Below are 22,019 nucleotides of genomic sequence, written 5' to 3'. Positions count from 1 at the left end.
CGGCCGGAAGCATGCCCGGTTCAGCCGGAAACCTTCTGGCCGCCGGCAAGTTCAACTTTCGCCACCCGAACCTCGATCCCCTGTTTCTTCATCCGCTCGATCAGTGACGGCGGGGTTCCATCGTCTACGATGATGATGTCGAAGCGCTCAAGCGGCTCCATCGCATAAAGGGCGCGGCGCTCGAATTTCGTGTGATCGGCCAGAAGAACACGCCGTGCGGCACTATTGAACATCGCGCGTTTGGTCTCCAGCATATCGGGGCTTTGATGGAAAACCATTCCGTCAATGATCGCGGACATGGACAGAAACACCAGATCGGCGCGAAGCCGGCGAATCTCGGCGATTGTCGCGGGCCCCATGAATGCGTTGCACCAATTGTGATACTGGCCGCCCAGCCCCAGCAATGTCAGGTCGCGAATCTCGACAAGCTCATTCACCAGTCCGACAGAATTGGTAATCGCGGTCAGCGGAACCTTATCCGCCAGATGCGGCACCATCCGGGCTACCGTAGTCGAATCGTCGAAGAATACCGCCTGCCCCGGCTCGATGATGCGGGCGGCCAAAGCTGCGATCGACGCCTTTTCCGCGGCCTGCCTTGTATCGCGATAAACGCCGCTTGCCTCTACCACCCGCGTCGGCGCCGCCGAGACGACCCCCCGGGACTTGCGCAACAATCCGCGGCTTGCCAGCTCGTCCAGATCCCTGTGCGCTGTCATCAGGCTGATACCGAAACGCTCTGTCAAGTCCTCGATCCGCATCGTTCCCTCGGCCATCACCGCTTCTGCGATCATCTGACGGCGGGCGATCTGGCGGGCCTGACGGCTGTCGCTGGGTAGATCGCCCGAAACAAGGCTTTCGATAGGCTCCTGACTGTCGGTCATGCGGTTCTCCTGCCCCGAAGGTCGGGCGGGCCGATAGGCGATATGCCACCCGGCGGGAATGAAAGGGGCGCGAAAATCGCGCCCCGTCCGATCTTACTGTTCCAGCACGAAAGGCGAAGTCATCTGATCCACGTTATCCTTGGTGATCAGGATACAGTCGAAAAGCTGCTTTTCCGCATCCGCGCCGGTTTCACCCGTCTTGATGAAATTATCGGCCTGCCGTACCGCCTCATCGGCAAATACCGCGACCGGCTGAAGGACCGTATACTGCAACTCACCGGCCTTCACCGCCTCGACAGCATCGGGTGAACCGTCGAAACCGCCGACCTTCACCTGTTCCAGCTTACCCGCTTCCTTCAGGGCGGCAATCGCGCCCAGTGCCATCTCGTCATTGCCCGAGATCACGCCGATGATATCGGGATTGGCCTGCAGCATGGATTGCATTTTCTGATAACCCTGCGTGCGATCCCAGTTGGCGACTTCTTCATCGACCTCTTCAAGATCGGGATACTGGCTCAGCACCGTCTCGAACCCGTTCGAGCGGGTGGCGGCATTATTGTCGGGCGGAGCGCCGAACAATTCGACATATTTGCCGCTGTCGCCCACGGCCTCGACCCATGCCTGAGCGCCAAGCGCCGCGCCTTGCGCGTTGTTCGAGACAAGCTGCGCCTTGGCCAGATCACTTTCATTGATCTCGGCATTCACGGTCAGAACCGGGATACCGGCATCCACGGCCTTCCTGACCGCCCCGATCGAGCCGTCCGCATTGGCCGGATCCAGAATGATCGCCACCGACTTGTTGGTGATCGCGGTGTCGATCAGGGTGCTTTCGGTATTGGTATCGCCCTTGTGGGCCGCGACATTCGCCGTGTAGCCCAGTTCCTCGGCGGTCGCCTTGGCAACCTCGCCTTCGGTGAACCAATAGGGGTTCGCCGGATCGTTGACGATGATCGTTATCAGCCCTTCGGCCCATGCCGAACCGGCCATCAACGGCAGGCTTGCGGCGGCGGCCAGTAACAGGCGGCGCGTCATCTTGGTCATGTCTCTCTCCCTTCGGGTTAGTTGTCTGCCGCGTCTGGCAGGGATGACACCCGGCCCCCGTTCGGGCCGGGCGGTTTTTCGTCCGGCGGGTCAGACCTTGCGGCCGCCACGCCCGTATTGCAGCGAGTTCATCAACACGGCCAGCACGATCACGGCGCCGGTGAAAACCGTCTGCCAGTAGGACGAGACGCCGATGATCACCAGACCGTCCGACAGAAAGCCGATCACGAAAGCCCCCAGCATGGTGCCCCGCACCGTGCCGCGTCCGCCCGTCAGGGCCGCACCACCGATCACGACAGCGGCAATCGCCGTCAGTTCATAGGTCTGCCCGGCGGTCGGTCCGGCCGAGGTCAATTGCGATGCCAGAACCAGCCCCGCGATAGCCGACAGGATACCCGACAGCGTATAGACGGCGATCTTCACCCTGCGGGTGGGCACGCCCGACAATTCCGCCGCGCGTTCATTGCCGCCCGAGGCGTAAAGCCAGCGTCCGAAGGCCGAGCGCGACAACATCAACCCGGCAATGATCGCTGCCGCTGCCAGCACCAGAACAGAGATCGGAATCCCGGCGATGCGACTGAAACCCAGCCAGTTGAACCCGGTATTCCCGAATTCGGCCTTGCCCGCCAGATTGTTATAGGTCAGCCCGTTGGTCATCAGCAGCGCCACGCCTCGGGCGACATACATCACGCCAAGCGTCGCGACGAATGCGGGCACCTTGAAGATCGAGATCAGCACACCGTTCACCGCCCCGACAAACGCACCCAGCACGCATGTCAGCACAACCACCGCCCAGACCGGCGGGTACAGGATCACGCCAAGCGCCTGCAATTCGATCCCCTGCATCATCGCGCCCGCACTGACCCCGGCAAGCGCAAGGATCGACCCCACCGACAGATCGATCCCGCCATTCAGGATCACCAGCAGCATGCCGATGGCCAGCAACCCGTAAATCGCCACATGGCTGGACATGATCAGGAAATTGCTGGTCGTGAAATAGTTCGGCGACATATAGGAAAACACCGCGATGATCACGATCAGGGCAAAGAACGCCCGTCCCTCCAGCAACAGGCGGGCGATATCGAAACCGCCAGTCGAACGCTTTGCCGTTTGGGTGTTGGTCGTGTCAGACATGGGGTCTTCCCTCTTGCTCTCGACGCTCATGCGGCCTCGGCTTCGCCCGAAGCGGCCATGATCTGTTCTTTGGATGCGTTGGAATCGAAGACAGCCGAGATCCGGCCCTTGTGCATGACGATGATCCGATGGGCAATGGACAGGCATTCACCCACCTCCGAGGTAGAATACAGCACCGCCAGCCCCTGTTTCGCGCCTTCGGCCAGCAGCCTGAACACCTCGGCCTTGGCACCGATATCGATGCCGCGCGACGGCTCGTCCAGCATGATGACGCGGGGTTTGGTCGCCAAAATCTTGCCGATCACCACCTTCTGCTGGTTGCCGCCGGAAAGCGAACCGATAGACGCATCGCCGCCATCGGTCTTGACGGTAACTTCGCGGATCGAATCCTGGATCAGCTTCTTCTCGGCGCGGTGCTGCGTGAACAGGCCCCTGGTGAAGTTGCGGATCGAGGCCAGGGACAGGTTCTGCCCCACGCTCATGGTCTGGACAAGCCCGTCGCGCTGGCGGTCTTCGGGCACAAGCGCAAGACCGCGGGCGATACGTTCCCCGATGGAAAGATGCGAAACCTCGCGGCCTTCCAGAACGATCTCGCCGCCGGTTTTCGCCAACCTCCCGGCGGCAGCCTCCAGCAATTCGGTCCGGCCGGCGCCCATCAGGCCATAGACACAGACAATTTCCCCCGCGCGGACATCCAGCGACAGATCGCGTACAAGATCGACGCCCGACGCGTCGGGAACCGACAGATTGCGGATCGACAGAGCGACCCCGCCCATCTCGTACCCGTTCGGAGGGGAACCCAGATCGTAATTCTCGCCAACCATATTGCGCACGATCCATTCCAGATCGATCTCGGCGCGGGGTGCATAGGCGGTCATGTTTCCGTCGCGCAGGACAACCGCATGATCGGTAATGGTCAGCGCTTCTTCCAGATGATGCGAGATATAAACGATAGAGACCCCCCGCGCCGTCAGATCGCGGATGACCTTGAACAGCACCTCGACCTCGCTAGCCGAAAGCGCAGAGGTCGGCTCGTCCATGATCAGGATACGGCTGTTGACCGAAAGGGCGCGGGCAATCTCGACGATCTGCTGCTGGCCAAGGCGCAGGTCCTCGACCGGGGTCAGCGGGTCGATATTCTCTTCGAGTTCCTCCATCAGCTTGCGGGTCTGGCGCTCCTCTTCGGCGAAATCGACTCCTGTGGTGCCGTGCAACTCACGGCCCATGAAGATATTGTCGCGCACCGACAGATTGGGCGCGAGAGACAATTCCTGATGGATGATCGAGATTCCGTGGTCCCGCGCCTCGGCGGCATTGCCGAACACCACCGGCCGACCGTCAAGGATAATCTCGCCGGAGGTCGGCTGAATCACGCCCGAAAGAACCTTCATTAGCGTGGATTTACCCGCCCCGTTTTCGCCGAACAAAGTCGTGACCTGACCTTGATGGATATCGAAATTGACACCCTTCAGCGCGTGGACATTGCCATAGGACTTGGCGACATTTCTGGCCGCAAGCACGACATGGCCCGGCTCCGGCGTCGCATCGGGAACAGAGGTCCGGGGACTCATTGCACCTCCAGCGAAACAGGGGTGATCATCCAGTTCTTGGGATTGATCAGCCGGAAGACCCCGGTCACCTGAATGGTCTTGCCATCCAGTGCCGCGCTGTCGATACCGTCCAGAACGGCGGCCTTCATCGCGCGATTGATGGCCGCGCCGGCATCCTGATACTGGATCTGGTTCTTGAACTGACCGAATTCGATATCGCCGGGCGCGTCGCGCAGATCGGTGCCATTGATCGCAGGGCCGGTCTGGACACGGACGGTGATGTCTTCGGACAGACCGTCAACGGCCAACGTATAGACGCCGGATTTCCCCTCGCCCACCACACCGCTGACGGTTACCGGCAGGATCGCACCGGTCGAGGCGGGGGTGCCGTATTGTTCGACCGCGGCATCCTTGTCCCGCTCCAGTTCCTCGGCCAGAGTTGCCGCGTCGACGGCCTTGCCGGTCACGAACTCCTGTATGCGGGGAAATTCTTCCTCGCCATAGGTATCGGGCGAGAATGCCTGCTGCCGCGCGTCAGCCTCGGACCCGATCTGCACGATTGTCGTGTCAGCAGCGATCCCCGCCGCCACGACAATCGCGGCGGCGACGCCAAGAAACAGGCCCCGCCGGGATGACGCCGGAGCCTTGGGCGCGGGCGCAGGGGAAGCGGAACCCTGAGTCATGACGCAGCCCCTATGCAGCACGGGCGTACGAAAAAGGTCGGAACGCAGCGGATACCGCGCCGTCCGGTTCGGATGATTTCTGACATGTCGCCCCCTGCCTGACTGATGTCGCGCCCTCCCGGCGCCATATGTCACTCACATAAGTTATATCATTGTTATATTATCGGTCAATGATGATATTTCTTAATCAAGAACATCGCCCAACATACCGATCCCGCCTTACAGCTTGCAAAAGATATCTCCGCCAATGATGCGCACGAAAATTATGCATATCGTTCAAATTATCGTTAAATATCTAGCAATATTCTATCGCGAACCATCCGTCGAAACGAAAACGAATCTCCGGTTGCGCCGCCATCCCCCGTTATGATAGATGAAATATATTCCTTTTTCAGCAAAATAATGCGTTTTATATGTGATTATTATGGTATATAACGCCAGACACGCGCCGCGACGCCCATCGGAGGAGGGGTAACGGATTACAGCGCACCGATTCGACGAGGGAGGCGATCCATGCCCGAACATGACATTCTGATTGGTATCGATGCGGGCACCTCGGTCATCAAGGCTGTAGCCTTCGACCTGCAAGGGCGGCAGCTTGCATCGGCCTCGGTTCCCAATAACTACACCTCGACTGCCGAAGGATCGGCCACGCAAAGCCTTGAGCAGACATGGCGGGATTGCGCTGCGGCGTTACGCGATCTGGGTAACCGGATCGAAAACCTTGCCGCGCGCACCGCCGCGCTTTCGGTGACGGCTCAGGGCGACGGCACCTGGCTGGTCGGGAACGACGGTCCGGTTTGCGATGCCTGGCTTTGGCTTGACGCGCGGGCCGCCCCAACGGTCCAGCGCCTTGCCGCGCGGGCTTCGGACCGCGCCCGGTTCGAGGCGACTGGCACCGGGTTGAATACCTGCCAGCAGGGCAGCCAGATGGCACATATGGATGCGCATATGCCCGAATTGCTGGACCGGACCGAAGTAGCGCTGCATTGCAAGGACTGGATTTATCTTAACCTGACCGGAATCCGCGCGACGGATCCGTCGGAAGCCAGCTTCACCTTCGGCAATTTCCGTAACCGCCAATATGACGACACCGTGATCGAGGCATTGGGGCTGACACATCGCCGCCACCTGCTGCCGCAGATCGTGGATGGCAGCCAGATCACTCACCCCCTCACGGCACAGGCAGCCAGCCGGACAGGATTGCGCGCCGGAACGCCGGTCAGCCTTGGCTATGTGGACATGGTGATGACCGCGCTTGGCGCAGGCGTCTATGGCGGAGCGGGCGACGTGGCCTGCTCGACCGTGGGCTCCACCGGCGTGCATCTGCGGGCGGTGCCCGCGAATGGGGTGCATCTGAACGATCAGGGAACAGGTTATGTGATTTGCCTGCCGATCCCCGGCATCGTCACGCAGGTGCAGACCAATATGGCGGCGACGCTCAATCTGGACTGGGTGCTTGGGATCGCGGCGGACATCATGTCGGACATGGGCAAGCCCGTCGGACACCGCGATCTGGTCGATCATATCGAAGACTGGCTGAAGGCAAGCCAACCCGGTCAGATCATCTATCACCCCTATATTTCCGAGGCGGGCGAGCGCGGCCCCTTCGTCAATGCCGATGCAAGGGCGGGCTTTGTCGGACTGGCGCTGCATCACCGCTTTCCCGACCTGCTGCGCGCCGTCACCGAGGGGCTGGGAATGGCGATGCGCGATTGCTATGCCGCAATGGGCCCCCTGCCCTCGGAACTGCGCCTGACCGGCGGCGCGGCTCGTTCGCCGGGATTGCGCGGCATCCTTTCCGCCTCGCTGGATGCGCCGGTGCGGGTATCCGACCGGGACGAGGCCGGGGCGGCAGGGGCCGCGATGATGGCGGCGGTCGCGATTGGCGTTTATCCGGATATGGAAGCCTGCATCAAGGAATGGGTCACGCCACTTCTCGGACAGGCCGAAGCGCCGGATCCCGGCCTTACCGCCGCCTATCAGCGGCTTTTCCCGGCATTTTCCGCGTCCCGCCAGGCCCTGCCCCCGGCCTGGGACGCCCTTGCCGCCGCCCGCGCCAAGCAGATTAGGGCCGGAAACTGAAGGAGATTGACATGACAAGCGACCCCGAAATGATCGACCTTTTCGTGATCGGCGGCGGCATCAATGGTGCAGGAATTGCCCGAGACGCGGCAGGGCGGGGCCTCAGGGTCGTGTTATGCGAAAAGGACGATCTGGCACAGGGAACCTCGTCCCGGTCGGGTAAGCTGGTGCATGGGGGCCTGCGCTATCTGGAATATTACGAATTCCGGCTGGTCCGCGAAGCCCTGATCGAGCGCGAAGTGCTGATGCGCTCTGCGCCGCATATCATCTGGCCGATGCGTTTCGTGCTGCCTCACAGCCCACAGGACCGCCCGGCATGGCTGGTCCGCCTTGGACTGTTTCTGTACGACAATCTCGGCGGTCGTCAGAAACTGCCCGGCACCAGAACGCTGGATCTGCGCCGCGACCCCGAGGGCGCCCCGCTGCTGGACCAATATGCCAAAGGCTTCGAATATTCGGATTGCTGGGTGGATGACGCGCGGCTTGTCGTCCTGAACGCCCTTGACGCGGCCGAGCGCGGGGCAGAGGTTCTGACGCGCAGCCCCTGCATCTCGGCGCGCCGGGAAGATGGCGCATGGACGGTGCAGACCCGCAGCGACCTGACCGGCGAAACCCGCAGCTTCCGCGCCCGCTGCGTGGTCAATTGCGCCGGCCCATGGGTCAGCGATGTGATCGGACGCGTGGCCGGGGCGAACTCGTCCCGCAATGTCCGGCTGGTCAAGGGCAGCCATATCATCGTGCCGAAATTCTGGCATGGGAATAACGCCTATCTGGTGCAGAACCATGACAGGCGGGTCATCTTCATCAATCCCTATGAAAGCGACAAAGCCCTGATCGGCACCACCGATATCGCCTATGAGGGCCGGGCCGAGGATGTGAAGGCCGACGAATCCGAGATCGAATATCTGATCGCCGCCGTAAATCGCTATTTCAAGGAAAAACTGCGCCGCTCGGACGTTCTGGAAACATTTTCAGGCGTGCGCCCCCTGTTCGATGACGGGCAAGGCAACCCTTCGGCGGTGACGCGCGATTACGTCTTCGATCTGGACATGAACGGGGGCGCGCCGCTGCTGAACGTGTTCGGCGGCAAGATCACTACCTTCCGCGAACTGGCCGAGCGCGGGATGCACCGGCTGCATGAGATTTTTCCGGATATGGGACCGGACTGGACCGAAACCGCCACCCTGCCCGGCGGTGAAATCGCGAATGCGGATTATGAAAGCTATGCCAACCTTCTGCGCGAGTTGCACCCCTGGATGCCGCGCAAACTGGTGCATCATTATGGACGGCTTTACGGCGCACGTACCAAGGATGTCGTGGCCGGAGCCATGAAACTCGACGATCTGGGCCGGTATTTCGGCGGGCAACTCTACGAAGCGGAGGCCCGCTATCTCGCCCGCAAGGAATGGGCGATGACAGCCGAGGATATTCTGTGGAGGCGCACCAAACACTACCTTCACCTCACCCCGGCCGAGCGGGACGCTTTCGCTAAGTGGTTTGAGACAGCGGCTCTGGCAGATGCCGCGTAGCTTGCCCCTCGCAGGAGCAGCGCATCGTTGCGGCTCAACTCAATATCCTCACGGGACATCGCCATGCCCTTAACGCTCTCCCTGAACACAAATCCGCTGGTCAACCGCTTCGCTGACCCGGATGACCTGATCGATACCGTCGCCCGCGATCTGCGTATCCGCGATCTGCAACTGACGCATGAATTCATCAACCCGTCATGGCCCGCCCCCGTCAACCGCCGCCTGACCCGGCAGATGGGCAAAGCTCTTGACCGGACCGGTGTCCGCGTCACCAGCGGAATGACCGGGCCTTACGGGCGCCTGAATCACTTCGGGCATCCCGATCCGGATGTTCGCCGCTATTATCTGGACTGGTTCAAGAGTTTCGCCGATATCATTGCCGATCTGGGCGGCAACTCGATCGGGACGCAATTCGCGATCTTCACCTATCGCGATTACGACGATCCCGCCCGGCGCGAGGAACTGACGCGGATCGCCATAGATTGCTGGGCCGAACTGGCCGAGCATGCGAAGATGGCAGGGCTGGAATATGTCTTCTGGGAACCCATGAGCATCGGGCGCGAATTCGGCGAGACCATCGCTGCCTGCATGGCGCTGCAAGATCGGCTGACCACCGCCAACCTGGCGGTGCCGATGTGGATGATGGCCGATATCGATCATGGCGACGTAACCAGCGATAATCCCGACGATTACGACCCCTATGCATGGGCGCGCGCGGTGCCGAAAGTCTCGCCGATCATCCATATCAAGCAATCGCTCATGGATAAGGGCGGGCATCGCCCCTTTACGGCCGAGTTCAACGCGAATGGCCGGATTCAACCCGAGCCGTTGTTGCAGGCATTCGCGGAAGGCGGGGCAAGGGATAACGAGATCTGTCTTGAACTCAGCTTCAAGGAGCGCGAACCGAACGACCGTCAGGTGATCGATCAGATCGCGGAAAGCGTGGCCTTCTGGGCGCCGCATATCGACAGCGGCGCGGATAAGCTGAAAATCTGACAGGGCAATCGTACAGGAGGACATCATGCCGGATTATCGCTCACATCATTCCGCCACCCTCGGCTTGCGCTGATGGCGCGGCAAGCCAGCACCGATCAGGATGACAGCCTCGCTACCCGCGCGGCCTGGCTGCATTATGTAGGCGGGCTGACGCAGGCTGCGGTCGCCCGGAGGCTTGGGCTGACAGCGGTCAAGACCCACCGTCTGATCGCCCGCGCCGTGGCCGAGGGTGTGGTCAAGGTCTCGATCGACGGCGAAATCGTCGAATGCGTCAGGCTGGAGGAACGGCTTGTTGCCCGCTACGGCCTTGAGACCTGCGAAGTCGCGCCCGATCTGGGCGAAAAGGGACTGCCGCTGCACGCTTTGGGCCTTGCCGGAGCGGGATTCCTGCGGCGTGAGGTCGAGCGCCGCGAATGCGAGGTGATCGGTCTGGGGCATGGCCGCACGCTTGCCGCAGCTATTCATCAATTGCCGCGTTTCGAGGCGAACGGGACGCGCTTCGTCTCGCTTCTGGGCGGGCTGACGCGGCATTACACCGCCAATCCGCATGACGTCATGCATAGCCTGACCCACAAGACCGGCGCGCAGGCACATGTTCTGCCGGTCCCTTTCTTCGCCAATTCCGAACAGGACCGGAAAATCCTTCTGGCACAGCCCGGAGTCCGCGAGATTTTCGATCTGGCAAATAATGCCGGATTGAAATTCGCGGGGATCGGAACCGCCGATGCGGATGCGCAGCTTGTCGCATCCGGAATGATCGAGCCGCATGAAATCAATGAAATCAAAGCTATCGGCGCGGTCGGGGAGATGCTGGGGCATTTCTTCGACGCAAAAGGCCGGGTGTTGGAAACCACGCTCAGCAGGCGCACATTGTCAGCGGGGCTGGACACAAGCAAGACCAGCCGCATCGTCGCCATCGCGGGCGGGCGGATGAAGACGGCTGCAATCCGCGCGGTACTGGACAGCGGTCGGTTATCGGGGCTGATAACGGATGAAGACACGGCCCGTTTGCTGACGGAATGATTGCGGCACGAGCGAGTAACAAGCTTCGAAGTGTTTCGCGCCCTGCCGCCGGATTGCCGCATATGAGCAGGATCGGGGGCGCTGCCCCCGAATCCCCGAAATATTTATGGCGAAAGAGCGTGATAGGGTGGGGTTAACGTCTTTCGCGGGGAGATCTAATCCGCGGGGCGCGCGTAATAGCTGTATCCGGCGACCTCCTGGAAACCCAATTGGCGATAGAGGGCGACGGCCCCGGTATTCGCACGGCTGACGGCAAGGCCGATCCGGTCGGCCTCTTGCTCGGCCGCCCAAATTGCCGCGCAGCGCATCATCCATCCGGCAAGCCCCCTGCGCCGGAAATCAGGAAGAATTTCAACGCAATGTACCATCGCCACGCCCCGATGAACGGCAACGAAAGCAGTGCCCGCAGCGCGATCCGCGATCCTGCCCAGAATCGAGCTTCGGGGAGTAGCAACCGCCATCATCACCTTTTGCCGCGCGGGATTGATATTTCCCGATGCCCAAATCTCCCGCTGAATGGCAAGCGGCGGCCAGATCGCAAAAGCCGTCACCGGCGGAATTTCACGATCGATCAGTGCGGATGTCTCGAGCGCCATGATGGCGGTGGGGTTCTCGCGGCAGAAACCATGTTCCGCGAGCGCCCCGGTCAGGGCCCGGTCATCATCATATGCACGAAACAGGGGAGGTTGCCTCCATTGCGTATGCTGATGGATTGCCGCCTTGATATCGTCATGCGTCCAGTCCCCCACCCGGCGCGCCGAACTGACCCTGCCGCCCGCGCCCATGCCCCGGCCCACCCGGAAGCCGCCTGCATCCGCATATTCCGCGGCCGGCCATGTAAGCTCGAACGCCTCGGCAAGCGCGGTGTCCATCACAGCCCCAACTCGCGCCGCAATTCGGACATCGCGAAGGAGACACGGGCGGCATCCAGCCCACGCACCACGAGATTGGTTCCCCAGCCCTGCTCGTCGCGGAACGGATAAGAACCCATCGACAAGTCGGGAAATTTCGAGGCCATCTCCTCAAGCTGTTCCGCCACGTCGCTTTCGCCGCGCCTGACCTCGACCGTTTCCGATTGAACCGGCTGCCCCCCCGGCAAGCGGGGAATCAGCCAATCGACCATACCGCGGAATACCTCGGGGACGCCGGCCATCACATGCGTATTGCCGATAGAGAAGCCCGGCGCTGCAGAGACCGCATTGTCGATCAGCGTGCCGCCAACGGGAACCCGCGCCATCCGCAGCCGGTTCGGCGTCAGTTCCATGCCCATCCGGTCGCAACGCGCCTGAAGCAATATCCGCGCTTCGTCGTTTATCTCGACCGTGGTGCCATGCGCCGCCGCCACGGCATCGGCAGTGATATCGTCATGCGTCGGCCCGATCCCGCCTGATGTGAACAGCAGGTCATATGCCCCGCCCAGGGACCTGTCCAGGGCGCGGATGGCCGCAACGATCTGATCATGGTCATCCGCGACGATCCGCATCTCGCGCAGATCGAACCCGGTCGCGGACAAAACCTGCGCCAGATGATGCGCATTGCCTTCGCGGGTGCGTCCGGACAGGATCTCGTCGCCGATCACCAGAATGGCTGCCGTCGGATTCGCTGATTGCATGACATTGCCCCTTGCTGCTGCCCCATTCTTCTATGCCGCTGTATGGGGCTGGAACAAGTGGGGCGGCGCGACTATCTTTGCCAACAGAGGAAAGGACAGCCGATGAACGACGCAAGCCGCATCACCAAAGAGGGTATTCGTATCCATGCCGCCGAAGATTTCGCGGGCATGCGCAAGGCCGGCGCTATGGCCTCGCAAATCCTTGACGAGGTCGGGCCACTGGTAGAGCCGGGCGCGACCACAGCGGCACTGGACGATTTCATCCGCAACCGGGTCACAGAACTTGGCGCCACCTCGGCCACGATAGGATATCGCGGCTATCAGCATGCCAGTTGCATCAGTGTCAATCACGTCGTCTGTCACGGCATACCGGGTCAGAAAACCCTGAAGGACGGGGATATCCTGAATATCGATGTCACGGTCATCGTCGACGGATGGTATGGCGATACAAGCCGCATGTATGTGGCCGGGAAAGTTCCGATCAAGGCCCAAAGGCTGATCCGGGTCACCCATGATTCGCTGATGAAGGGCATCGAGGCCGTCCGGCCCGGCGCGACTTTCGGCGATATCGGCGCAGCGATCCAGACCTATGCCGAAGGGCACCGCATGTCCGTCGTCCGCGATTTCTGCGGCCATGGGCTGGGCCAAAGCTTCCACGCCCCGCCCAATGTTCTGCATTTCGGGCGGGCGGGCAAAGGACCGGTGCTGGAAGAAGGCATGTTCTTCACCATCGAGCCGATGATCAATCTGGGCCGCCCTGAAACCAAGACGCTTTCCGACGACTGGACCGCCGTGACCCGCGACAAGTCCCTGTCAGCGCAATTCGAGCATTCGATAGGCGTTACCGCAAATGGCTGCGAAATCTTCACGCCATCCGAACGGTTCTTCCCCGATCTGGACTGATCTCCGGCAGGACGAATGGCCTGTGCCGTCCTGTCACCTTGAAACGATGGTCATGAACCAAACCGGCATACCCTAACCCGTCAGGCCGCCACCGGTATCGCGGCGGTTCGATACGGCCAGTTTCGCCTCGCTGTCGCGAAGGCGGTGCAGGCTTTCGCGAACATAGCCCAGATGCTGATGGGCCGCGTCATGGGCCGCGTCCTGCTTTCCGGCGATAATCGCGGAGGCTATGGCGTGATGCTGCTCGCGCAGGCGGTCACGGGTATGCGGCAGGGTGAACATGCGTCCCCGGTTCTGGATCACGTCACGGCGCAGACCGCCCGACAGGGCCCGCATGATCTGCAGCAACACAAGATTGTGGCTCGCCTCATAGATCAGCTGGTGCAGTTCGGCATCGGCTTCTGCCTCTTCGTCGGGTTCGGCAGTGGCAAAAGCCCGGTCGATCCGGTCAAGGCAGGCGCGGATACGGCGCAGATCGACCTCATTGGCGCGTTCCGCGGCCAGCGCAGCCGCCTGACATTCGACGATATCGCGGAATTCAAGATAATCATCCGCCAGTTCCTCGCGTCCGGCCAGCAATTCAAGCAAGGGATCGGTGATCGCCCCGGCACCCAGGGCGGCGACCCTCAGCCCCCTGTTTCCTTCCTGCCGCAGCAATCCCCTGTCCTGCAGGGCCTTCAATCCGTCGCGCAGGGTCGGACGCGACACGTTCAGACGTTTCGCCAGTTCCCGCTCGGGCAGCAAGGCCTCTCCGGGGCGCAATGTGCCCTCGATAATCAGCGTTTCGATATGCCGGGCCACGCTTTCGGCGGCCTTGGTGGATTTTATCGTCGTGCCGGACATCGCATTCTCCTGATCCTTTGACAGAGAAACCTATTTGACAGCCGTGGTCAAATTATTTTACCAAAGGATATCGCCAGGAAGAGGTTGCCCATGTCCGGCATCATCATGCCCCAGCCCGACAGTACCATATTGGCCCGCGCAGCGCAGATCGTCGCGGCGCTGCGCGAGGTGTTGCCGGAAGACACAGTCATTTCGGACGGCAACGAAACCCGCGCCTATGAATGCGACGCCCTGACCGCCTATCGCTGCCCGCCGCTTGCGGTCGTTCTGCCACGCTCGACGGCCGAGGTCGCGGCCGCCATGCGGATCTGTTCGGAAATGGGCGTGCCCGTGGTTCCCCGAGGGGCGGGCACGTCACTGGCGGGTGGCGCGCTGCCCACGGCGGATTGCGTGGTGATCGGGACGGCCCGGCTGCGCGATGTTCTGGAAATCGACACCGACAACCGGTTCATGCGCGTTCAGACCGGCGTCACTAACCTGTCCGTCAGCGAGGTGCTGGCGCCTCATGGCTTCTTCTACGCGCCCGATCCCTCATCGCAGCTTGCCTGCACGATCGCGGGGAATATCGCCATGAATTCGGGCGGCGCGCATTGCCTGAAATACGGTGTCACCACCAACAACCTGATGGGCGCGACCGTGGTTCTGACCTCGGGCGAGATCGTCGAATTTGGCGGCTCGCAGGCCGGTGCGGCGGGTCTGGACCTGTTGGGTCTGCTTTGCGGATCAGAGGGCCAGCTTGGCATCGTCACCGAGGCGGTGCTGCGGATCCTTCCGCGTCCCGAAGGTGCCCGCCCGGTCCTGATCGGCTTCGACAGCGCCGAGGTGGCCGGGGAATGCGTGGCGCGGATCATACGCTCCGGGGTATTGCCGGTGGCCATCGAATATATGGACGAGCCCTGCCTGCGTGCGGTCGAAAACTTCGCCAAAGCCGGTTATCCCGATTGCCCCGCCGTGCTGATCGTCGAGGTCGAGGGCTCGCCGGATGAAATCGCCGTCCAGATCGCCCATATCCGCGAAATCGCGGATGCACTGAACCCGGTCGAATTCCGTGAAAGCCGCAACGCGGATGATGCGCTGGCCATCTGGAAAGGCCGGAAATCGGCATTCGGCGCGATGGGGCGGCTGGGTGATTACATCTGCCTCGACGGAACCGTTCCGGTCGGACAGCTTCCCCATACGCTGCGGCGGATCGGCGAGTTATCGAAGGAGCACGGGCTGGAAGTCGCGAATGTCTTTCATGCCGGTGACGGGAATATGCATCCGCTGATCCTGTTCAATGCGAATGAGCCCGGACAGCTTGAACGGGCCGAGGCGTTCGGCGCCGACATCCTGCGGCTTTGCGTCGAAGTCGGCGGCTGTCTGACCGGAGAGCATGGCGTGGGGATCGAAAAGCGCGATCTGATGACAGCGCAATACGATCCCGATGATCTTGCGATCCAGATGGAGGTCAAGGACGTGTTCGATCCTGCATGGCTTCTGAACCCGGCCAAGGTCTTTCCGCTGGATTCCTCGGCCCGTTATCGTCAGAGGGCGGCCGAATGATCACCATCATCGATCAGCTTGCGCCTACGGATGAGGCAGAGCTTTCCGAACTACTGACTGCCGCATCCGAAGACCGCCAGCCGCTGCGCATTCTTGGCGGCGGCACCCGCACCGAGACCAAGCATATCGCCGGGACCCCGCTGGATGTCTCGGCGATCTCGGGTATCGTGACCTATGAACCGGGCGAAATGACGCTGATCGCCCGCGCCGGCACCCCGCTGCCCGAGATCGAGGCGATGCTGGAGGCTGAGGGCCAGTCGCTGGCCTTTGAGCCGCCCGACCTGCGGGGGGTACTGGGCGGTCGGGGTATACCGACGATTGGCGGAGCGATTGCCGCCAATGCATCGGGGCCGCGTCGGATCAGAACCGGCGCGTGCAGGGATCACCTTCTTGGCCTGCGCTTTGTCGATGGGCAGGGGCGGATTCTGCGAAATGGCGGGCGGGTGATGAAGAATGTCACCGGTCTCGACCTGTCCCGGCTGTTATGCGGTTCTCATGGCACTCTTGGCATATTGACCGAAGTGGCGATCAAGACGCTACCCCATGCGCAGGCCCGGGCGACGCTGGGCTTTCATGGCACCGATGAACTGCGGGCGCTTGGCATTTTCTCGAAAGCGCTTGCCACTCCCTACGAGGTTTCGGGTGCGGCATTCCTTGACGGCACCGCATGGTTGCGGATCGAAGGGCTGCCGCCGCAGGTCGAGTATCGCCAGCAGCGCCTGCTTGAGATGTTCGGCGCTCATGACATCCAGACTCTGGATGGGGCTGGCACCCGGGAACTTTGGCGCGGGCTGCGTGATGTCACCCATTTTGCCGGCGATCTGCCTTTGTGGCGGATCCTCGTCAAGCCGACGGATGCCCCCGCCGCCACCGCGCGGCTGCGCGATCTTGGTGGACGGGTATCGCTGGACTGGGGCGGCGGACTGATCTGGTATTGCGGACCGGGCGAGGCAAGCTCTCTCCGCCAGATCGCGCCTCACGCCACGCTTGTCAGGCGCGGTGGTGTCCCCGGCCCAGCCTTCCCTCCCGAAGCCGCCGCGATCACCCGCCTTTCACAGGAATTGCGTCGCCGCTTCGATCCGGCGGGCATCCTCAACCCCGGCCTGATGGACAGTTGACATGCAGACGAGCTTCACCCCGGAACAGCTTGCCGATCCCGCCACGGCCCGCTCGAACGAGATCTTGCGGTCCTGCGTCCATTGCGGCTTCTGCACGGCGACCTGCCCGACCTACAAGATCCTTGGGGACGAGTTGGATAGCCCGCGCGGGCGCATCTACCTGATCAAGGACATGCTGGAAAACAACCGGGTGCCGGACGACAAGACCGTCAGGCATATCGACCGCTGCCTGTCCTGCCTGTCCTGCATGACCACCTGCCCCTCGGGCGTGGATTACATGCATCTGGTGGATCATGCCCGCGAATATATCGAACAGCATTACCGCCGCCCCCCGTTCGAGCGCGCCTTGCGCTGGCTGCTGTCGCGGATACTTCCGTATCCGGCCCGGTTCAGGCTTGCCCTGACCGGTGCGGGACTTGCGCGGCCCTTCCGGCGCCTGCTGCCCGACGCGCGGCTGCGGGCGATGCTGGACATGGTGCCGCGCAACATCCCGCGGACCGATCGCCGAGACGAGCCGCAGATTTACCCGGCCGATGGCAAGCCGATCCGGCGTGTGGCGCTTTTGACCGGCTGCGCCCAGCGGGTTCTCGACCCGGATATCAACCGCGCCACTATCAGCCTGTTGCGCCGTCATGGCTGCGAGGTGGTGATCCCTAAGGGGATCGGCTGCTGCGGAGCATTGACCCATCATATGGGCCGGACCGATGAAAGCCATGCAATGGCCGCCGCGAATATCCAAGCCCTGACGGCAGAGCTTGACGGCAAGGGGCTGGATGCCGTGATCATCAACACCTCGGGCTGCGGCACCACGGTCAAGGATTATGGCCATATGTTCCAGAGCGACCCTCTGGCCGCGGACGCTGCAAGAATCGCGGGGCTCGCAAAGGATATCACCGAAGTGATGGCCGATATCGGCCTGCGCGACGCCACCCATGCAAAACCGCTGCGCGTCGCCTATCATGCCGCCTGCTCGCTGCAGCATGGCCAGCAGATCAGGGCGACCCCGAAAGAGCTTCTGGCGCAGGCGGGTTTCGAGATCGTCGAGCCGCAGAACAGCCATATCTGCTGCGGATCGGCGGGGACCTATAACCTGATGCAGCCGGAAATCTCTGGTGAATTGAAATCCCGCAAGGTCGAGACACTCGAAGCGCTTCAACCGCAGGTGATCAGTGCGGGGAATATCGGCTGCATGATGCAGATCGGATCGGGAACCGCCGTGCCGGTCGTCCACACCGTCGAATTACTGGACTGGGCAACCGGAGGACCTATCCCGCAGGGATTGGAAGCCGCAGGTTTGGCGTCGTGATCCCTCCCTTCCGCCGGAAGATCAGGCGGGCCGAGGACCGCAAGATCAAACGTAAATGATGCGGGATTGTTTCAGGCACGGAGGAAGGTCCTAGAACATCGTCTCCGAAACATGCCACGCCCGCCCGGATTCGCTTCTTCCTCTCCTTCTTCTTTGCCCAAATACCTCGGTGGTCGCCGGCGGGTCGCGCCACTGGTTCGAGAACCAGCCGGCGACGGGCAGTGGCCCCGGCCGTCGCGGGACGCAAATAACGGCGTTTCCGATTCGACGCGACACGCTCCGGTTCCCCGATCTCACAGTTCAACCGGGTAGCTGCGTTTGGAGATGGTCTGATGATAGGCCCAGGCCAATGCAACCAGCGCGATCGTTCCGGCCAGAACCGGCACCGCCAGAAAGGACCAGCCTGCACCGGTCAGAATGACCACCAGCGGGTTGCCTCCGGCGGGCGGATGAACGGTGCCGGTGATTTGCATGACCGCAATCGCCAGACCGACACCGATCCCGCAGGCCAAAGCGCCGTCACCCACCAGCATCAGCACCAGCAGCCCCACCAGGGCCGACAGGAAATGCCCGCCGATCACATTGCGCGGCTGTGCCAGCGGGCTGGAGGGGAGCGCGAATAGCAGAACGCAGCTTGCTCCGAACGGAGCGATCAGCAGTGCCTGTTCCAGCGACTGCGTCAGCATCGCCAGGGCCCAGATGGCAAGCGCGCCGCCCAGCCCCGAAATCAGGGCGAGAGGGCCGGCCTTGCGGATATGGGCTGCAAGCGCGCCGGCAGGCGACGCGGCGGGAGTGGCTTCGGTATCGTATGACATTTTTTCTTCCGGACAAATGAACGGCCCGCGCAGACGCCCCGCGCGAGCCCGCCTGTTTTCTGCTTATTTGACCTTTTCGAATTTCGCGGCTTCCTCGGACCCGCCGGTCGCGTTCCCTTTCGAATAGGAATGCGCCCCGACTCCGGCCAGGTTACCGCCCTGCACGATCAGGTATTCGTCACGGATCGGGCGGCCCTCGAAATGGCATTCAAGGACCTCGCGCGTGCCCGCCGCATAGCGCGCCTGCGCCGACAACGATGTGCCCGAGATATGCGGCGTCATGCCATGATTCGGCATGGTCCGCCATGGATGGTCCTGCGGCGCGGGCTGGGGGAACCACACATCGCCCGCATAGCCCGCCAGCTGTCCGCTTTCCAGCGCCCGGGCAATGGAGTCGCGGTCGCACAGCTTGCCGCGGGCGGTATTGACCAGATAGGCGCCGCGTTTGAACAGTTTCAGCGTCTCGTCATTGATCATATGCTCGGTTTCGGGATGCAGCGGGCAGTTCAGCGTCACGACGTCGCAAGCCGCGTAAAGCTCTTCACGGGTGGCATGCCAGGTCAGGCCCAGTTCCTTTTCCACCGCTTCCGGCAACCGGTGGCGGTCATTGTAATGCAGATGCATGTCAAAGGGTTTCAGCCGTCTCAGCACCGCCAGACCGATGCGCCCGGCCGCGACCGTACCCACATGCATGCCCTCGACATCATAGGACCGCGCCACGCAATCGGCGATATTCCAGCCGCCCTTCATCACCCAGTTGTAAGAAGGGATATAATTGCGCACGAGGCCAAGGATCATCATGCAGACATGCTCGGCCACCGAGATCGAGTTGCAATAGGTGACCTCGGCCACGGTGACGTCGTTGTCCATCGCGGCTTGCAGATCGACATGATCCGAACCGATCCCGGCGGTCAGGGCCAGTTTCAGCCTGGGCGCCTTGGCGATACGCTCAGCGGTCAGATAGGCAGGCCAGAATGGTTGCGAGATGACAACCTCGGCATCGGCAAGATGCTTTTCCAGTTCGGAATCAGGGCCGTCTTTCGACGAGGTTACGACAAATTCATGCCCCAGGGATTCGACATATTTCCGCAAGCCCAGCTCACCCGAGACCGAGCCCAGCATCTCGCCAGGCTGAAAATCGATCGCTTTGGGCGAAGGCAGGGTCTGGCCATCGGGATATTGGTCGATCTTCGGCAGGTCGTCGCGGGCATATGAGGTCGGATGCCCATCAACCGGATCGTCGTAAAGAACGCATACTACCTTGGCCATTTGTCTTCCTTTCAGGTCGGGAGGTCGCCAGAGCATTTTCCGCAAACCGGAAATCAGCATGCGCGATCACCGGCCTGTCCCGATCTGGACAGGCGACCGGTACGTGACCGGATGATTTGCGGGTTGCCGTCTGGATGCCTCGGGATAAGCGAGATGTCTTGTTCGACAGAAACAGCTTGCACAAGGCAGCATGCATCATCCAATGAATAATACGCATGCATTCATAGGCGAACCCAATCGTCCCCCCATGCAGGCAGGGCGATATGCCAGAACCGCCGATGAAAATGGGGGGTTGAACAGGCGACGTCGACGCGACCGATACGCCGGCCAAGCCTCAACCCTTTTGGCTGTGCATTTCCGATCCGTTACTGCGAAGGCGGCGCTGCCGGGGCGCTTTCCCCGAATGCCTGATCCAGATTTCGCCTGATTTCGGCGCTTCCCACGCAATCCTGCAACGCCAATGCCATCGGTGAGGGCGGAGAGCGGTCGCTCAGCACCAATCCGATCGTCTGCCAATGCACAGGTTCGGCCATATCGCGCATGGCCAGATTGGGAACGCCCTCGAACAGGTGGCGAAAGCTGTGCGGGACGATTGCGCACCAAAGGCCGCTGCGCAGATGCGATGCGACCCCGAGAAAAGAATTGCTGACGACAGTCGGGCGCAATTCGACGCCTGCCATGGTGGCAATCCCGTCAAGGATCCTCCGGTTCTGCATATCGTCGGAAAGAAGGCAAAGCGGTTGCGCAATTGCCTGAACCCAGCTGACGGTCTCGGCCTCCATCAAAGGATGGCTGGCATGGCCGGCAAAGACATAACGTTCGTTATAAAGGGGAAAACACCGGACATTCTCGAGCGCCTCATTGTCGAGATAGGTGATGCCGCCGTCGATTTCGAACGTATCCAACCCTTTCTGGATGGCACGGGACGTCATTGACCGGATCTCGATATGCGCCAGGGGATTGCTGTCGGCGAACTGTTCCGTCAGAAACGAGACTGAAGGCATTGCCGCCGGGATAACGCCAAGGCGAAGCTTCCCGTTCAGACCCTTTTTCTTCTTGCCCGCAAGATCGTCATGCAGACTGTCGTAATCGGCCAGTATCTGCCGTCCCCATTTCAGGACCTTTTCTCCCTCGGCCGTCATGGACATGAAGCGATGCCCCCGAACGATCAACGCCAGACCAAGATCGTCTTCAAGCTTGCGGATCGCTTGCGATAGGGTTGGCTGGGTGACGTTACACAGCTCTGCCGCCCGCCCGAAATGCTGTTCTTCGGCAAGCTTCACGAAGAACCTGAGGTGTCGGATGAGCATCGGTTCCCTGAACTTGTCTGAAAATGTGCTGAACGTTATATTCTAAAGGACATATTGAATGTTTCAATCCCCCAGCTTCCAGGCCTCCTTTCCGGCAGAGACGGATGATGATTTGCCCGCAAATCAGATTGATGCATGAGAATCCCGCGGATGGATGCAGAACCGCAGCCATTCATCTATCCGGCCGCATGGCATGCTTTTCTGCAACACCCGGGAACCGCAGTCCAAAACAACAATAAGATTTGATCCGAATTTCATCAATCCGGATCGAAAGATATGCCAAATATCCTGACTCCGGGCACGACAGAGGCCAACCCGCTTGTTTCGGATCGATTGATGGTACATTCATGCATCATGGTTTTATATTCCCGCACGGATC

19 protein-coding genes are annotated in these 22,019 nt (G+C 61.4%); 8 read left to right on the top strand and 11 right to left on the bottom strand.

Going from position 1 to position 22,019, the window contains the following annotated elements; translation table 11 throughout:
* Positions 1–20: 20 nt before the first annotated feature.
* The 5 genes from Q0601_RS04435 to Q0601_RS04415 all read right to left on the bottom strand — a co-directional run bounded on the left by Q0601_RS04435 (position 21) and on the right by Q0601_RS04415 (position 5,289).
* Positions 21–881, bottom strand: a complete 861-nt coding sequence (locus Q0601_RS04435; RefSeq protein ID WP_305287553.1) for a DeoR/GlpR family DNA-binding transcription regulator — start codon at positions 879–881, stop codon at positions 21–23.
* A 93-nt stretch (positions 882–974) separates the two neighbouring features.
* On the bottom strand, positions 975–1,922 hold the full coding sequence (locus Q0601_RS04430; RefSeq protein ID WP_305287552.1) for a D-ribose ABC transporter substrate-binding protein: 948 nt from the start codon (positions 1,920–1,922) through the stop codon (positions 975–977).
* A 90-nt stretch (positions 1,923–2,012) separates the two neighbouring features.
* Positions 2,013–3,056 (bottom strand): ABC transporter permease, encoded by a 1,044-nt coding sequence (locus tag Q0601_RS04425; RefSeq protein ID WP_119747009.1) that lies wholly within the window; start codon positions 3,054–3,056, stop codon positions 2,013–2,015.
* A 26-nt stretch (positions 3,057–3,082) separates the two neighbouring features.
* A complete protein-coding gene (locus tag Q0601_RS04420; RefSeq protein WP_305287551.1) occupies positions 3,083–4,627 on the bottom strand; it encodes a sugar ABC transporter ATP-binding protein in 1,545 nt (514 codons plus the stop codon).
* Positions 4,624–5,289, bottom strand: coding sequence for a DUF2291 family protein (locus Q0601_RS04415; protein WP_305287550.1), 666 nt, complete (start codon positions 5,287–5,289; stop codon positions 4,624–4,626). Before Q0601_RS04415 ends, Q0601_RS04420 begins: the two co-directional genes overlap by 4 nt.
* 513 nt (positions 5,290–5,802) lie before the next feature.
* On the opposite strand from Q0601_RS04415, the gene Q0601_RS04410 reads away from it, so the two are divergent.
* From Q0601_RS04410 to Q0601_RS04395, 4 genes are all read left to right on the top strand, one after another.
* A complete protein-coding gene (locus Q0601_RS04410) occupies positions 5,803–7,374 on the top strand; it encodes an FGGY-family carbohydrate kinase (RefSeq protein WP_305287548.1) in 1,572 nt (523 codons plus the stop codon).
* A gap of 11 nt (positions 7,375–7,385) precedes the next feature.
* Complete coding sequence (locus Q0601_RS04405; protein ID WP_305287547.1) at positions 7,386–8,903, top strand: glycerol-3-phosphate dehydrogenase; 1,518 nt, start codon at positions 7,386–7,388, stop codon at positions 8,901–8,903.
* A gap of 63 nt (positions 8,904–8,966) precedes the next feature.
* Positions 8,967–9,899: a sugar phosphate isomerase/epimerase family protein gene (locus Q0601_RS04400; protein WP_305287546.1), complete on the top strand. Its 933-nt coding sequence runs from the start codon at positions 8,967–8,969 to the stop codon at positions 9,897–9,899.
* A gap of 72 nt (positions 9,900–9,971) precedes the next feature.
* Positions 9,972–10,922 carry a sugar-binding transcriptional regulator gene (locus Q0601_RS04395; protein ID WP_305287545.1) on the top strand — a complete coding sequence of 317 codons (951 nt, stop codon included), beginning with the start codon at positions 9,972–9,974 and terminating at the stop codon, positions 10,920–10,922.
* Between the two features lie 155 nt (positions 10,923–11,077).
* Here the strand turns inward: Q0601_RS04395 and Q0601_RS04390 are convergent, their stop codons facing one another.
* A complete protein-coding gene (locus Q0601_RS04390) occupies positions 11,078–11,794 on the bottom strand; it encodes a GNAT family N-acetyltransferase (protein WP_305287543.1) in 717 nt (238 codons plus the stop codon).
* Positions 11,794–12,534, bottom strand: coding sequence for a competence/damage-inducible protein A (locus Q0601_RS04385; RefSeq protein WP_305287542.1), 741 nt, complete (start codon positions 12,532–12,534; stop codon positions 11,794–11,796). Before Q0601_RS04385 ends, Q0601_RS04390 begins: the two co-directional genes overlap by 1 nt.
* Positions 12,535–12,636: 102 nt before the next feature.
* Between Q0601_RS04385 and map the strand changes: the two genes are divergently transcribed.
* Positions 12,637–13,437, top strand: coding sequence for a type I methionyl aminopeptidase (gene map, locus Q0601_RS04380; RefSeq protein WP_305287540.1), 801 nt, complete (start codon positions 12,637–12,639; stop codon positions 13,435–13,437).
* Positions 13,438–13,509: 72 nt separating this feature from the next.
* Here map and Q0601_RS04375 read toward each other — a convergent pair whose 3' ends face one another.
* Positions 13,510–14,280, bottom strand: a complete 771-nt coding sequence (locus Q0601_RS04375) for a FadR/GntR family transcriptional regulator (RefSeq protein ID WP_305287538.1) — start codon at positions 14,278–14,280, stop codon at positions 13,510–13,512.
* Between the two features lie 99 nt (positions 14,281–14,379).
* Between Q0601_RS04375 and Q0601_RS04370 the strand changes: the two genes are divergently transcribed.
* Genes Q0601_RS04370 through glcF form a run of 3 tightly spaced genes read left to right on the top strand, consistent with a single transcriptional unit; the run spans position 14,380 to position 18,246 of the window.
* Positions 14,380–15,822 (top strand): FAD-linked oxidase C-terminal domain-containing protein, encoded by a 1,443-nt coding sequence (locus tag Q0601_RS04370; RefSeq protein ID WP_305287883.1) that lies wholly within the window; start codon positions 14,380–14,382, stop codon positions 15,820–15,822.
* Positions 15,819–16,940, top strand: coding sequence for a glycolate oxidase subunit GlcE (gene glcE, locus Q0601_RS04365; RefSeq protein ID WP_305287536.1), 1,122 nt, complete (start codon positions 15,819–15,821; stop codon positions 16,938–16,940). The genes Q0601_RS04370 and glcE overlap by 4 nt, the downstream gene beginning before the upstream one ends.
* A gap of 1 nt (position 16,941) precedes the next feature.
* Positions 16,942–18,246: a glycolate oxidase subunit GlcF gene (glcF, locus tag Q0601_RS04360; RefSeq protein ID WP_305287534.1), complete on the top strand. Its 1,305-nt coding sequence runs from the start codon at positions 16,942–16,944 to the stop codon at positions 18,244–18,246.
* Between the two features lie 293 nt (positions 18,247–18,539).
* Here the strand turns inward: glcF and Q0601_RS04355 are convergent, their stop codons facing one another.
* The 3 genes from Q0601_RS04355 to Q0601_RS04345 all read right to left on the bottom strand — a co-directional run bounded on the left by Q0601_RS04355 (position 18,540) and on the right by Q0601_RS04345 (position 21,640).
* The gene (locus tag Q0601_RS04355) at positions 18,540–19,061 is read right to left on the bottom strand and encodes an HPP family protein (RefSeq protein ID WP_305287531.1); all 522 of its coding nucleotides are present in this window, start codon (positions 19,059–19,061) and stop codon (positions 18,540–18,542) included.
* A 63-nt stretch (positions 19,062–19,124) separates the two neighbouring features.
* Positions 19,125–20,330: an NAD-dependent formate dehydrogenase gene (locus tag Q0601_RS04350; RefSeq protein ID WP_305287529.1), complete on the bottom strand. Its 1,206-nt coding sequence runs from the start codon at positions 20,328–20,330 to the stop codon at positions 19,125–19,127.
* A 365-nt stretch (positions 20,331–20,695) separates the two neighbouring features.
* Positions 20,696–21,640 carry a LysR family transcriptional regulator gene (locus Q0601_RS04345; protein WP_305287527.1) on the bottom strand — a complete coding sequence of 315 codons (945 nt, stop codon included), beginning with the start codon at positions 21,638–21,640 and terminating at the stop codon, positions 20,696–20,698.
* Between the last annotated feature and the right edge of the window lie 379 nt (positions 21,641–22,019).

It is taken from the genome of Paracoccus wurundjeri (assembly GCF_030678915.1).
GTDB classification, from domain to species: domain Bacteria; phylum Pseudomonadota; class Alphaproteobacteria; order Rhodobacterales; family Rhodobacteraceae; genus Paracoccus; species Paracoccus onubensis_A.
Note: the sequence above shows the minus strand (reverse complement) of the source record. Positions and strands in the feature narration are given on the sequence as shown.